This window comes from Streptococcus sp. 1F3 (assembly GCF_054968985.1).
This window is the reverse complement of the sequence record NZ_JBUEQR010000032.1, coordinates 1-14,977: the sequence shown is the minus strand read 5'-3', so window position 1 is coordinate 14,977 and position 14,977 is coordinate 1. Positions and strand designations below refer to the sequence as shown.

Here is a 14,977-nt window from a genome sequence, read left to right as displayed (position 1 = left end):
ATGAAAAAGAGGAAGTATTGGAAAACAATTTGGCAGTCTTTATCGTCATCAAAGGGACGCTTTTTTTCCATTTTTAATCTGATGCTGATTGGGGCAATGACTTTCATAGGTTTGAAAGTCGCAGCCCCTAATATGGAAAAAACAGCGCAAGATTACATCGATCAAGGACAGATGTTTGATATCGCTGTCCTGTCAGATCTAGGTATCAGTCAGGCAGATAAGGCAGAGCTAGACGGGCTGACTGGTGTCCAGATTGAATATGGCTATTTTAAGGATGTCACTCTTGCAGGAGGAACAGAAGCGATTCGTTTATTTTCTATCCCCAAAACGATTTCACGCTATCAGCTAAAAGCAGGGAAGTCGCCCTCATCAGCAGGGGAAATCCTACTATCGACCAACCTTGATGGCATGTACCAGATTGGTGATACTATCACGATTAAAGAGGGAGATAAACAAGCCTCTGTTTTAAAAGAGACCACCTTTACTGTGACAGGTTTTGCAGATTCATCTGAAATTTGGGGGAAAATCAATCTTGGACCAGCTAGTACCGGAACTGGTCAGCTGGTGGCATATGCCTTCGTACCTGAAGCTACTTTTGATTCAGAGGTCTATATGGTAGCTCGGATTTGCTATGATGATGTGAAAGGGATTCCCTACTATCATTCAGCTTACAAGCAGAAAATCATGGCTCACCAAGACGCTCTCAATCAGCTTTTAGCAGATAATGGTAAGGAAAGGCTAGAGACTATTCGTAAGGAGGGAAATGGAAAGATAAAGACTGCTGAGCAGACAATTACAGATGCCCAATCCCAACTAGAAGAGGTAGACGAGCAGCTTACAAGAAAAGAAGCGGATTTGGAGGTAGCACAGGAACAATTCAATCAAGGACAGGCAGAATTAGAACATAGGGCGCAACGATTAGAGGTGATTGCTGTAGACTTGGCGAGCGCTCAACAACAGCTAGACAACAGTCACAAGCAATTACAAGAGGCTAAAAAAGAATTAGATAGCAATCGTGCGGATTTGGATAAAAGGAAGCTGGAATTGGAGCAGATGGCAGCAGGCCTTCTTTCGGAGCAAGCCAATTTGCAGGCAAAACAGCAGGAATTGGAAGACTTGGCTATCAATATAGAGCAGGCAAGAAACGATTTTGAAGCAAGAACCCAGAAAATTCAGGATCAGATTGCTGTAGCAGTAGCCACGGGAGAAAATCCAGGTGATATCCCAGAGTTGGTCGAGCTTCAGCTTGGCTTAAAGCAATTAGAGACTGATATTGCCAATATGCAGGAGGCGTATCAAGCAGGGCAAGTTGCTTATGAGACGGGAACGGCTCGTTATCAGCAACAAGAAGCAGTCTACAGAAGTGCGAAAGAACAGTATGAATTTGGGGAAGCTCAGTATCAAACCGCTTTGAGCAGTTATCAAGATGGTATGACTGCTTACCAAGCAGGTCTTTCAGATTACGAATCAGGGCACCTTGCCTATGAAAGTGGTCAGGAGCAATTAAAGTCCGCCCGAACTGGTTTAGCAGATCAGCAGGTAGCATTAGACCGAGGAAAAGCAGAACTGCAGCAGGCAAGGAAAACCTTTGAAAGTAAACGAGAAAAGGTCGAAGAAGAAATCAAGACAGCACGCAAAGATCTACAAGTAGCGCAAGCAGATCTAGCTCAGTTGAATACCCCAGAATACAAAAGTTACACCAGAGATAGCTTGCCTGGAGGGAACGGCTATGCCAACTACGATAGTAGTACCAAAAGTATATCAGCGGTAGGCAATATCTTCCCTGCTGTTCTCTATGTGGTCGCAGCCCTCGTAACCTTTATGACCATGACCCGCTTTGTCGATGAGGAGCGATCCAATGTAGGGATTTTAAAGGCTCTTGGTTATACGAATGGACAGGTGCTGACTAGGTTTGTTCTCTATGGTTTGGCGTCTGGTTTGTTAGGCGCGATTATAGGTATCCTCTTGGGGAATTTTGTCCTTGCTCCTATGATTAGTCGGATTATTACAGATACGACCGTCATCGGAGCAAGCCAGGTACATGCCTATCCTAAGTGGATAAGCCTTGCACTCATCTTTTCACTTCTATCTTCTGTTCTACCGGCCTATTTGGTGGCACAAAAGGAATTGAAAGAAAAACCAGCTCAATTATTACAGGCTAAGCCACCTGTTATGGGAGCCAAGGTTTTCTTAGAATATTTCCCTTTTATCTGGCGACCGCTGAGTTTTACTCAAAAGGTCACGGCAAGGAACATCTTTCGCTATAAGAAACGCATGTTCATGACGATTATTGGAATAGCAGGTACTGTTGCCCTCTTGTTTGCAGGTTTGGGCATTCGCTCCTCCATTTCTCGGGTCATTCATCAGCAGTTTGATCAGATCCTCCACTATCATATGGTGATGGTTGGACAGGATCGGGCCAGCCAGAAAGAAAAGTCTGAGGTGGAAAGGGCACTTCGTGCAACAGCTATCAAAGATAGGCTTCCAGTTGCTTACTACAGCTTAAATGAGTCTGTCAAGGGTCAGGAAGAAGCCCTTGCCATTAGCCTCTTTGTCAGTGAAGAAACAGATCTAGCTTCCTTTGTCACCTTGCGCAAGCCCGTAACGGGTCAATCCCTGTCACTCCCAGAAAAAGGAGCAATTATTTCTGAAAAATTGGCACAGCTCTATCAGGTTGGAGTCGGAGATAGGATTACCCTCCACCTCAATCAGGAGCCTGTCAGCCTCAAAGTAGCTGGTATTACAGAGATGTATGCGGGTCATTTTATCTACCTGTCTGCAACGGCCTACCAAGAAGGGACCGGGAAGATCTATCAGCCAAATGCAGCCCTTGTGGTCTTAGCTGATCATCAGACAAAAACAGTTGATAGGGTTGCAGCAGAGCTTCTTTCCTTGAAAGGAGTAGTTGCTGTGGTTCAGAACACTTCCTTGATTACCCTCCTTGAAACCATTGTCCAGTCCCTCCAGTCTGTTATGATTATTTTAATCGTCCTATCCGTGTTACTGGGAATGGTGATTCTTTATAACTTGACCAATATCAATATGGCAGAGCGGATTCGAGAATTATCAACGATTAAGGTTTTAGGGTTTTATGACCGGGAAGTAACCTTTTATATCTACCGCGAGACCATGCTCTTATCCCTTGTGGGAATTGGACTAGGCTTACTCGTGGGCTTCTTCTTACATCGACTGCTCCTAGTCGTGATTGCTTCTCCAGCCATTCTCTTTTCTCCGAAAGTGTCAATTGATGTCTATCTAGTACCGATTGGGGCAGTTCTAGGTATTTTAGCCATTTTGGGCATCTATGTTCATCATCATTTAAGCAAACTCAATATGTTAGAAGCTCTCAAATCCGGCGAATGAAAAAACTGGAAATACTTGTAATATATGTGAAAATAACCTGCCCCTTATCAATCGTGATGAGGAGATGAGAAGCTAGCTTTTAGAGAGAACGTTTGTTCTCTCTTTCTTTGTGTTTTCTGTGTGTCTTATAGATAAGAAATGGGGATAGATATGGTATAATAGGAGCATGGATAAAAATAGATTATTATTGATAGACGGTTCATCTGTAGCCTTTCGTGCATTTTTTGCACTCTACAATCAAATTGAACGCTTCAAGAGCCCTACGGGTCTCCATACCAATGCGATTTATGGTTTTCATCTCATGCTCGATCATATGATGAAGCGGATTCAGCCTACTCATGTGTTGGTGGCGTTTGATGCAGGCAAGACGACCTTTCGAACGGAGATGTACGAGGGTTACAAGGCAGGAAGAGCCAAGACGCCAGATGAGTTTCGTGAGCAATTTCCCTTTATTCGCCAAATGCTAGATGCCATGGGGATTTACCACTATGATTTAGAGCGTTACGAGGCGGACGATATTATTGGAACCTTAGATAAGATGGCTGAGCGGACAGATATCCCCTTTGCTGTGACCATTGTCAGCGGTGATAAGGACTTGATTCAGCTGACAGATGATAATACTGTTGTTGAGATTTCTAAAAAAGGGGTGGCAGAATTTGAAGAATTTACGCCAGCCTATCTTATGGAAAAAATGGGCATTACACCGACCCAATTCATCGACTTAAAGGCTCTTATGGGAGATAAGTCCGATAATATCCCTGGTGTGACCAAAATTGGTGAAAAAACAGGATTGAAGCTCTTGACTGAATACGGTTCACTCGATGGGATTTACGAGCATATTGATAGGATGAAGCAGTCTAAAATGAAAGACAATCTGATTCAGGATAAGGAGCAGGCATTTCTCTCTAGAACCTTAGCAACGATTGATACCCAAGCGCCGATTACTATTGGTTTAGAGGACATTGCCTATAAAGGACCAGATGTAGAGCAGCTAGCGGCTTTCTATGAAGACATGGGCTTTAAAGTCCTCCGTGCTCAGCTAGGAAGTGAAGCAAGGGCGTCGACTGCTAGCCAGCAGGAGTTTGTAACAGTTGAAACCGTCCGAGCTGATATGCTTCATAAAGACCAGTTTTTCCATTTTGAAATCTTCGGGGATAACTACCACAAAGAGCCGATTATCGCTCTAGCCTGGGGTGATGAACAGACTATTTATGTGGGGGGAGAAGACTTGCTCTCGCAAGAGATTTTACAGGAATTTTTAGCAAATACAGCCATAAAGACCTATGATTTCAAACGTAGCAAGGTTCTTCTGTCCCACTACGGGATTGATTTGGGGCTTGTAGCCTTTGATAGTCGTTTGGCAAAATATCTGCTTAGCACTGTTGAAGATAACGAGATTGCGACCATTGCCACGCTCTATGGGCAACACAGTTTGGTGGCTGATGAGGTGGTCTATGGCAAGGGGGCAAAGCGTACACTCCCTGATCAAGACAGTCTCTACCAACACCTAGCCAATAAATTGGCGGTACTGGTTGAGACCGAGCCGATTATGCGAACCAAGCTAGCTGAAAACCAACAGTCAGATCTGTTCTTTGACATGGAGTTGCCACTTGCCAACGTCCTTGCTAAGATGGAAATGACAGGCATTAAGGTTGAAGCGGATACGCTCAAAGCGATGCAAGCTGAAAATGATGTCTTGATTGAACAGTTGACGCAGGATATTTATGATTTGGCCGGTGAAGAATTTAACATCAATTCGCCCAAACAATTAGGGATGATTCTCTTTGAGAAGATGGGGTTGCCGCTTGAATTTACCAAAAAGACTAAGACCGGCTATTCAACGGCTGTAGATGTATTAGAAAGGCTTGCCCCGATTGCTCCCATTGTGTCGAAGATTCTTGAATATCGTCAAATTACCAAGTTGCAATCGACTTATGTAATCGGTCTTCAAGAATCTATTATGGAGGATGGGAAAATCCATACTCGCTATGTCCAAGATTTGACCCAGACAGGTCGACTATCCAGTACCGACCCTAATTTGCAAAATATCCCGGTTCGTCTGGAGCAAGGGCGTTTGATTCGTAAGGCGTTTGTCCCAGAATGGGAAGATAGCGTCCTGCTCAGTTCAGATTATTCGCAGATTGAATTGCGGATTTTGGCGCATATTTCTCAAGATGAACACTTAATAGAAGCCTTCCGCCAAGGTGCTGATATCCATACTTCGACCGCCATGCGGGTCTTTGGGATTGAAAAGCCAGAAGATGTGACCGCCAATGATCGCCGCAATGCTAAGGCGGTAAACTTCGGAGTGGTCTACGGGATTTCAGATTTTGGCTTGTCTAACAATTTAGGCATCAGTCGCAAGGAAGCAAAAGCCTATATTGACACCTATTTTGAACGCTTTCCAGGGATTAAAGATTATATGGAAAGGATTGTCCGTGAAGCGCGTGACAAGGGCTATGTAGAGACCATTTACCACCGCCGTAGGGAAATTCCTGAGATCAATTCGCGCAATTTCAATATTCGGAATTTTGCCGAGAGAACTGCGATTAACTCCCCGATTCAAGGTTCGGCAGCAGATGTGCTGAAGGTAGCCATGATTAACTTAGATAGGGCAATGCTAGAGGCTGGCTTGCGCACGCGCATGCTCTTGCAGGTGCACGATGAGATTGTTCTTGAAGTGCCAAATGATGAGTTGGATACAATTCGCTCCATGGTCAAGGAAGTCATGGAAGCTGCGATTTCCCTCTCCGTTCCGCTGATTGCTGATGAAAATGCAGGCAGAACGTGGTATGAAGCCAAATAGAAAGGATGGCAATGAAGATGAAAAAGAGCGTTTTATATTTAGGAATAGTGTCTCTACTATGCTTATCAGCATGTGGGGCAAAAAAGGAAGAGCCGGTGGCGTCTGAACCCGTAATGGAACAAAATATATGGGAGCGAAGCGAGACACAGACAGGGGTTATTGCGCTTCAGAAGATTGCAGAGGTAGAGCCTCGTGCCATTGAGACGAGTAAGGAGCAAGCAAAACTTTATTCTGCTAAAAATGGTGTGATGAGAACTCGTGGACAGGGAGACGTGACGGAAGAAGAAGTGTCCTATCGTCTCTATCAAGTATCAGATAGTTGGGAGCTCGACCAGGTAGCTGGAGGGGCGCAGCCGGTAACGTATGTCTATAAAGCGTCTGAGAGTGGTTTGACATGTGGTGTGCAGTTATATACTCTAGACGCCTACCAGACTTCTCCTATCTCAGGTGGGGAGATTATGACCAAGGAGGAGCTGGCGCAACGTTTGAAAACAGATGGTCAAAACTTTATTCAAGAGACCAGTATTTCTATCAATGATCAGGAATGGCAAGTTGGGTACGAGGTACGGTCTGAAAAGAATATTGCTCAAGTCACCTTTTATCGCTTGGAAAATACAGGGAACTTTGATGATTCCGTTATTGTAGGAAGCGTCATTTATCCCCTTACATCGGAAAATATCAATCAAGAAGTAGCAGTGACGACTACCGTTTCCAAGCTCAAGACTGTCCTTTATCAGTTAGCAGCCAATCGACAGGCAGAAATCGTCACGGTAACACCTTAGTAAAGGAGGTGGAGACAATCACAATATGGAAGTCTCGATTGTCTTTCCTTATATTTATATTATCGGGTAGCTCCCGATAGTATAAACCCTTTCATTTAGATTTGTTTTATACTTAGTTCAGCGCTGTGGATTAGTTTATTTTTCCAATCGCTTTGACGATTATAGAAAGGCTCTAACCACAGCTCTTTGTTTGATTGGTCATTAGAATGATAACGCCCAGACGTTTTATCTCGTGTAAGGATACAAGGCAAAGAGTGCGTGGGACGAACAACAGCTGCTAATAAATGAATCGGAAGGAGAGACACTGTGCTCTACGTTGGAATTGATATCGCTAAGAATAAACATGACTTAGCCTTTCTAATATCTGATAGGGCTGTTAGATTGTTTGGAGTAGCTAGTTTATAGTTGTATTGAACTCTAGCTAAGCACTGTGCGAAAAAGATAGGTAGTTGTTTAGGCTTTAGCCGATTACACTGCAAATCCTTTTAGGGATAGACTGAAAACCTCCACTGGAGCTTTTCACTCGTCAAATTTTCTGTTTTGCTAGAGCTGTTGCGAACATTGTTCGCTTACGGATATGGAAGAAACGATCCAGTGGAGAGTTTCTTCTCTTGGTACGCTTTGAGTTTTTCACGGGCTTTGTATCTTGGTTTAATTGAACACGAGCTGCGAGTTGTGCAAAAAAGATAGTTTTTCCTAGAACCGAAAGGTTCTGCGTCAAAACTCCTATTTTTGCTTTACTCGTTTCACGCTCTCGTATCTTAATTGAACACGCCCTAAACTCTGTGCGAAAAAGACTATAACAGAAATGGATTGAAATACAGTGTATTAGCGGTAGCTAGCTGGCTATTCCCTGCATTTCATTGGTGACTAGCCTAGCTATCTTCGCAGGGGTCTCGCAACGAAGTTGCAAGCAACTTCTGCTCGGCCGCCTATTTTCGCTTTGAGTTTTTCACGGACTTTGTATCTTGGTTTAATTGAACTCGAGCTGCGAGTTGTGCAAAAAAGATAGTTTTTCCTAGAACCGAAAGGTTCTGCGTCAAATTTTCTATTTTCGCTTTGAGTTTTTCACGGGCTTTGTATCTTGGTTTAATTGAACACGCCCTAAACTCTGTGCGAAAAAGACAAATTTTCCTAGAAACTAAAGTTTCTTCGTCAAATTTTCTATTTTCGCTTTGAGTTTTTCACGGGCTTTGTATCTTGGTTTAATTGAACTCGGACTAAAAATGGTAGAAAAAAGATGAATCGTATCGATTACTAGGGTAATCTTCTCCGATTCCCTATTTTTCTTTCCATTTTCTTAACGTCCTCGTATCTTAATTGAACTCGAGCTAAAAGCTCGGAAAAAAGAGAGACTTTCTTGTGTTCATCGAACACCGCGTCAGTCTCCTATTTTTCATTCGGTTTTTAACGGCTTCACATCTTATGTAACTGAGTTCGGACTAAGAGCTGTGTAAAAAAGATAGATTTCCTCGTGTTCATCGAACACGTCGTAAATCTCCTATTTTTACTTTGCTCTTGACGTCCTCACATCTTAATTGAACTCGAGCTACGAGTTGTGCAAAAAAGATAGTTTTTCCTAGAACCGAAAGGTTCTGCGTCAAAACTCCTATTTTTGCTTTACTCGTTTCACGCTCTCGTATCTTGATTTTAGAGGTGGGATCTATCCCCCTCTTTTTTCTGTAAAAACGTGATATAATAAAGAAAAGACTTAGGGGGGATAGGAAATGTCAGACAAACGTTTAGCATGGGATGAATATTTTGCCACACAGGCGCTTTTGATTGCCAATCGCGCGACTTGTAAACGAGCCAAGGTCGGTGCGGTTCTTGTGAAAGATAATAAGGTTGTGGCAACAGGCTATAATGGCTCTGTCTCAGGCACAGAGCATTGTCTAGAACAAGAATGTTTGGTAGTGGATGGGCACTGTGTGCGGACCCTGCATGCCGAGGTCAATGCTATTTTACAAGGGGCAGAGCGGGGGATTCCTAAAGGTTTTACTGCCTATGTCACCCATTTTCCCTGCCTTAACTGTTCCAAACAGCTTCTTCAAGTGGGCTGCAAGCGCGTAGTCTACATCAATGAATACCGGATAGATGACTATGCCAAATACCTCTATCGGGAAAAAAATTGTGAACTTCTTCATTTACCGATTGAAAAGGTAAGAGAAGCGATTGCGCAGACAGATTGGATTTGATAGTTCCTAGATAGAAAACCTTTCAGACTGTGGCTCATTCTCTAACTTGGTAGATGAATCTGAAACAGCCTAGTTTGAGGGAGGAAGACTTTCGATAAATGGGGGATGGCTTCTTCTGTTTGAAAACCCACGACAAACGGATGAAGAAAATGCTATTTTCAGAAATCATATGTTCAATATTGCCGTTAGTTTTTGGTAGAAAAAATGTGAGATAATAGCTCTGGAAATGAGGGATTGACCCTGTTAAAGTGTAGGTTTTGGGAAAAGATTTTGAAAAATACATGTAGCTAGAAAATCGTTACACGCATTTTCTTCCTGCGTACGGCTTGCTGAAAACCTATATATAGTTGAGTTTTTCTTCAAATAGGAGTATACTGGATGTGCGATTCCTTGGGAAACCTTGTGGCGCATTGTAGATAAGGAGGACTTCGATGTTAGAAGTATCGGGATTAAAGAAACGTTTTGGAAAAAAGACCGTGTTACACGGGATTGATTTTCAAGCGGATAAGGGGCGGATTATCGGTCTAGTCGGGAAAAATGGTGCAGGAAAAACGACTATTTTTCATAGTATCCTGCGATTCTTAGACTATGAGGGAGAGATTCGCCTAGATGGGGAATTGATTTCCCAAGCAAGCTATGAGAAAATAGGCTATCTACCAGAAGAGCGTAGCTTAATGCCTAAATTAACCGTCTATCATCAGGTCCATTATTTAGCCAGTTTAAAAGGCTTATCGACCTCTTATATTAAGGAACAATTGCCACTTTGGATGACCAAGTTAGAGGTTAAAGGCAATCCGACAGATAAGATTAAAAGTTTGTCTAAGGGAAATCAACAGAAAATTCAATTACTGATTACCCTCCTACACCAGCCTGATTTGATTATTTTGGATGAGCCTTTCAGTGGTCTGGATCCTGTCAATACGGAGCTACTCAAACAAGTGATTTTGGAAGAAAAAGAGCGTGGAGCAACGATTATTTTTTCAGACCATGTCATGACCAATGTGGAAGAACTCTGTGATGATATTTTGATGATTCGTAATGGAGAAGTGGTCGTATCTGGGACGATTGCAGATGTCCGCAATCGTTATGGTAAGACACGTATTTTTGTCACCAGTGAGAAATCGCAAGAAGAATTAGAAGCCTTGCCTCATGTGGTCAAGGTTAGCCGCACCAAGCAAGGTACTTGGCGGCTGGTCATAGATGATGAAGCAGCAGGTCCTGCCTTATTTGACATTCTTACTCAAGGACGGTACGTATCAACCTTTGATCAGCAAGCCCCAACGATTGATGAAATCTTCAAATTAGAATCAGGAGTAGCCCTATGAAACAAATGTGTATCGTTATGAAAGAAACCTATTTCCGTCATGTAAAATCATGGACTTTCTTGTTGATGGTTTTGAGCCCCTTTATCTTCATGGGCTTTTCTATCGGAATAGGAGCATTGGTTGGTATGTCTCAATTTTCTACCGATTCGATACCGGTTGTTTCAACTAGCCCTGAGATTCAGCAAGTTTTAGGAGAGGCAAAGGACCACTACAACTTTGATTATCAAGATGAAAAAGTTGCCCAAAAGGCAGTAGATGAGGGAGATATAGAAGGCTATCTAGTAGTAGAAGTTAAAGAGGATTTGGTACATGCCAGCTACCACGGCAAGGAAAGCATGAATCAATATGCTAAGGAAGATGTCTTGAACCGCCTGAAAAAGCTACAGCTAGCGTTCAACCAAGAAGCAGCTCAGTTGAGCGAACGTCAAGAAAAGCTCCTATCACGAGAACTCATCTATGATGAAGTCATCAAGAAGGATACAGAATTACTTCAAACGCTGCAATCAGGACTGGTGTTTGTGCTCTCCCTTGCCCTCTACATGCTCCTTATTGTTTATTCATCAACGACTGCTCAGGATATTGCGAATGAAAAAGGGACGAAGATTATGGAGATCATTTTTTCTAGTGTTCGCGCGTCCAATTATTTTTACGGACGTATGTTAGGGATTATGGCAGTTGTGTTGACCCATATTTCAATCTATGTCTTTGGTTTTCTAGTTGCCTATGTTATTGTTGGCCAGTTTCCGACTGTTCGTAAGTTCTTAGAGGACTATCACCAAGTCGTCGCCCTCTTGTTCCAGCCTTCTACAGTCTATATCATCCTATTCATGTTGTTAGGTTTGATTTTCTACATCGTTCTTTCTGCAGTTTGTGGGGCTTTGGTGACGCGTGTTGAAGATGTCAATAAGGCAGTTCAGCCGGTTATTCTCCTAGTCGTAGTGGCTATGGTGATGAGTGTGACTTTGGGAGTGAAAGGAGGGAATATCTTGCTGACCATAGGGTCCTATATTCCTTTCTTCTCACCATTTTTCATGCCAATTCGCTTGATTCATGAGGAAGCCTCCTATCTTGAAGGATTCTTATCTTTGCTGATTTTATTTGCTACAACAATAGGGAGTATCTGGTATATTGGACAAATCTACTCTAGTTTGATTCTTCAGACAGATGATGTAGGTATGTGGAAGAGTGTTCAACGCGCTATCAGAAAGTAACCACCATACGAAGCTAGGCATTTGTCTAGCTTCTTTTTTGGGATTTATACTCATTTCGTTTAACTTTTATTACTTCGACGATTGTGGAAACTCCGTTTCTCTATTTCCAACTTCCAATCATCTTCTAGATGAATTGTGGAAACTCCGTTTCTCTATTTCCAACTTCCAATCATCTTCTAGATGAATTGTGGAAACTCCGCTCACTTTGCCGTACTCTACGATTGTTACTGACTATCGTCAGTATGATTTCCAACCTTCAACAGTCATTAGACTGTTGAAGCAGCCTGCAGCTCCTTGCCTAGTACTAAAAGTAAACGAAACAACTATGAAAGAGGTATAAGCGATGAGTATTACTTCCTGCTTTTGATTTTGTTGCATATCAACATTTAAAAATACTGTGGAAAATTCTGAAATTTCTTACGAAAAATGGTATACTAGAGAGGTTATAAGTCCCGAAAAGGCGATTGTCCAAGAAGATTGAGCAGTCGGTACTTTGTAACTTTTAACTCGCTGAGAAAAACGGCTCCAAAGTCGCATGGTTTTCTATAGTTTCTGCTATTTGTGGGCTGTAGAATAGGGAGATGAAAGACAGAGGCAGTTGTTTTTCTAGTATCATTTTTATTTAAAGGGGGACATGAAGATGTCAGAACGTAAACTTTTCACTTCTGAATCGGTATCTGAAGGGCATCCGGATAAGATTGCGGATCAGATTTCCGATGCGATTTTAGATGCGATTTTAGAGCAGGATAGTGATGCCCATGTGGCAGCAGAGACAGCTGTTTATACAGGGTCTGTCCATGTGTTTGGAGAAATCTCAACGACTGCTTATGTTGATATTAACCGTGTGGTTCGTGATACGATTGCAGAGATTGGCTATACCAATACGGAATATGGATTTTCAGCTGAGACAGTAGGGGTTCACCCGTCTTTGGTGGAACAATCACCAGATATTGCCCAAGGTGTGCAGGAAGCCTTGGAAGTCCGTGGAAATTCAACTCAAGATCCGCTTGATCAAATTGGGGCTGGAGACCAAGGGTTGATGTTTGGTTTTGCTGTTGATGAAACACCTGAATTGATGCCCTTGCCGATTTCGCTTAGCCATCAATTGGTCAAGAAATTGGCAGATTTGAGAAAGTCTGGTGTGATCAAGTATCTTCGTCCAGATGCGAAAAGTCAGGTGACTGTCGAATATGATGAAGAAAACCGCCCCTTACGTGTTGATACGGTGGTTATCTCAAGTCAGCATGATCCAGAAGTAAGTCAGGAAAGGATTCGGAAAGACATCATCGAACAAGTCATTGAAGCAGTCATTCCAGCCCGCTATCTGGATAAGGAGACCAAGTATTTCATCAATCCGACTGGTCGATTTGTGATTGGTGGACCACAAGGAGATTCTGGCTTGACTGGTCGCAAAATTATTGTGGATACTTATGGTGGTTATTCTCGCCATGGTGGCGGCGCTTTTTCTGGGAAAGATGCCACTAAGGTCGACCGTTCAGCTTCTTATGCAGCCCGCTATATTGCTAAAAATATCGTTGCAGCAGGTCTTGCTAAGAAAGCAGAAGTTCAACTGGCGTATGCCATTGGGGTAGCCCACCCTGTATCGGTACGGGTCGATACCTTTGGGACAAGTAAGGTGGCGGAAAGCCGTCTTGAGAGCGCTGTTCGGACCTTATTTGACCTCCGACCAGCAGGTATTATCCAAATGCTGGACTTGAAACGGCCCATTTACCGCCAAACAGCAGCCTATGGTCATATGGGGCGCACCGATATTGACCTGCCATGGGAGCGTGTGGATAAGGTGGTAGCCCTTAAAAAAATTCTTGAAGAATAGTCTGAGTTCAAGGTTAGCTCCCCTCTTTGCTCCATGGTGAAAGGTCCAGCCGTTTTCTAGGCTGATTGAAGATAAGGAGAGAGGGGAGTAGGACTACAGGGAGGATTTTTACGCAATCATAACTATATTCTAGTCTTTCTATTTGGTGACCGCTCCTGTGGTCGTTGTTCGGCGCTTGTTCCTTATACAGTTAGAGCTGTCTAGGGCTCTGGTTTGGCTTTCCGAGTAAAGGGGAAAATCATGCGGGATAATCATGTACATACTTATTTTTCTTATGATGCAGAGGCACAGTTTGAAGATTATTTAGCGATTTATGAGGGAGAAATTGTGACGACGGAACATTTTGATTTGTCCAATCCCTATCTGGGTGGTCCTCGCGATGACATGCCAGATTATCAGGCTTATACGGAGCAAATTGAGCGCTTGAACCAGCAATATGGCTCTCGAATTAAAAAGGGGATTGAAATTGGCTATTATGCACCTCGAGAGGCAGATACCTTGGCTTATTTAGAGGGAAAAGACTTTGATGTGAAACTCTTATCAGTCCATCATAATGGCCAATTTGATTACTTGGAAGATGAGGTTTTATCTCTGAATCGAAAAGAGCATATTGTTGCCTATTTGCAAGAGGTGGAACGGGCTATTGAGCGGATTCCAGCAGATGTCCTAGCCCATTTTGACTATGGCTTTAGGAGATTATCTTTGACGGTTGAAGAGTTGCAGGAGTTTGAATCCAATCTACGTGCCCTCTTTCAAAAGATGATGGACTATCATTTGGCGTTTGAGTTAAACAGCAAGTCTATGTACCTCTATAACAATGAATCCCTCTATCTTTATGCCCTTTCTATTTTGCAGGAAATGGGCTGTAAGCGGTATTCAGTTGGTTCAGACGGTCACTGTCAACAGCATTTTCGACTGTATTTTGACCGTATGGAGCAAATCTTGAATGACTACGGTATTCAAAAAGAGTGGTTGCTGTGATCAAGCACTTTACTTGGGAATACAGGTTCTAAGTTGATTGACGGGAATGTATCCTCATTCCGGTTTCCTTTTATTACTTCAAGGATTGTGGAACCTCCGTCTTCTTATTCCCAACGATGTTGGGCAAAAAGTCTTAGAATATAGAAAACAGCTTAGAATCACATCATTAAAAACGTTGATTCTAAGCTGTTTTTATTTATCTAAATTTTAAGCGAGGCGAGAAATTTTTAGTTTTGCCCAGCCTCCTCGCTTTGCTCTACTCTACGATTGTTACTGACTATCGTCAGTATGATTTCCAACCTTCAACAGTCATTAGACTGTTGAAGCAGCCTGTAGCTCCTTGCCTAGTACTAAAAGTAAAGGAAACAACTATAGTAAGTCTATAAAATGAACTGCTCCCTGTCAAGTGGACAATGAAATAATAAAAGATTAGGCGACGGCCTTGTTCCTCATTTCAAGAGGTGCAAGGCCGTTGTTGCG

The 14,977-nt window shown here is 42.8% G+C and carries 8 protein-coding genes; all 8 read left to right on the top strand.

The annotated features are described in order from the left end of the window. The 8 genes from ACVPON_RS02510 (at window position 1) to ACVPON_RS02475 (ending at window position 14,497) form a co-directional block, all read left to right on the top strand. Window positions 1–3,363: an ABC transporter permease gene (locus ACVPON_RS02510; RefSeq protein WP_462875864.1), complete on the top strand. Its 3,363-nt coding sequence runs from the start codon at window positions 1–3 to the stop codon at window positions 3,361–3,363. 166 nt (window positions 3,364–3,529) lie between these two features. Beyond that, window positions 3,530–6,169, top strand: a complete 2,640-nt coding sequence (gene polA, locus ACVPON_RS02505; protein WP_462875862.1) for a DNA polymerase I — start codon at window positions 3,530–3,532, stop codon at window positions 6,167–6,169. A gap of 95 nt (window positions 6,170–6,264) precedes the next feature. Beyond that, entirely contained in the window at window positions 6,265–6,951 is a 687-nt protein-coding gene (locus tag ACVPON_RS02500; protein WP_462875861.1) for a glucose-6-phosphate isomerase, read from the top strand. Window positions 6,952–8,678: 1,727 nt separating this feature from the next. Beyond that, complete coding sequence (locus tag ACVPON_RS02495; RefSeq protein ID WP_462875859.1) at window positions 8,679–9,146, top strand: deoxycytidylate deaminase; 468 nt, start codon at window positions 8,679–8,681, stop codon at window positions 9,144–9,146. A gap of 431 nt (window positions 9,147–9,577) precedes the next feature. After that, entirely contained in the window at window positions 9,578–10,471 is an 894-nt protein-coding gene (locus ACVPON_RS02490) for an ABC transporter ATP-binding protein (protein WP_462875857.1), read from the top strand. Next, a complete protein-coding gene (locus ACVPON_RS02485) occupies window positions 10,468–11,682 on the top strand; it encodes an ABC transporter permease (protein ID WP_462875855.1) in 1,215 nt (404 codons plus the stop codon). Before ACVPON_RS02490 ends, ACVPON_RS02485 begins: the two co-directional genes overlap by 4 nt. Before the next feature lie 640 nt (window positions 11,683–12,322). Further along, complete coding sequence (gene metK / locus ACVPON_RS02480; RefSeq protein WP_462875853.1) at window positions 12,323–13,516, top strand: methionine adenosyltransferase; 1,194 nt, start codon at window positions 12,323–12,325, stop codon at window positions 13,514–13,516. A 240-nt stretch (window positions 13,517–13,756) separates the two neighbouring features. Then, window positions 13,757–14,497 (top strand): PHP domain-containing protein, encoded by a 741-nt coding sequence (locus tag ACVPON_RS02475; RefSeq protein ID WP_462875851.1) that lies wholly within the window; start codon window positions 13,757–13,759, stop codon window positions 14,495–14,497. Window positions 14,498–14,977: the final 480 nt, after the last annotated feature.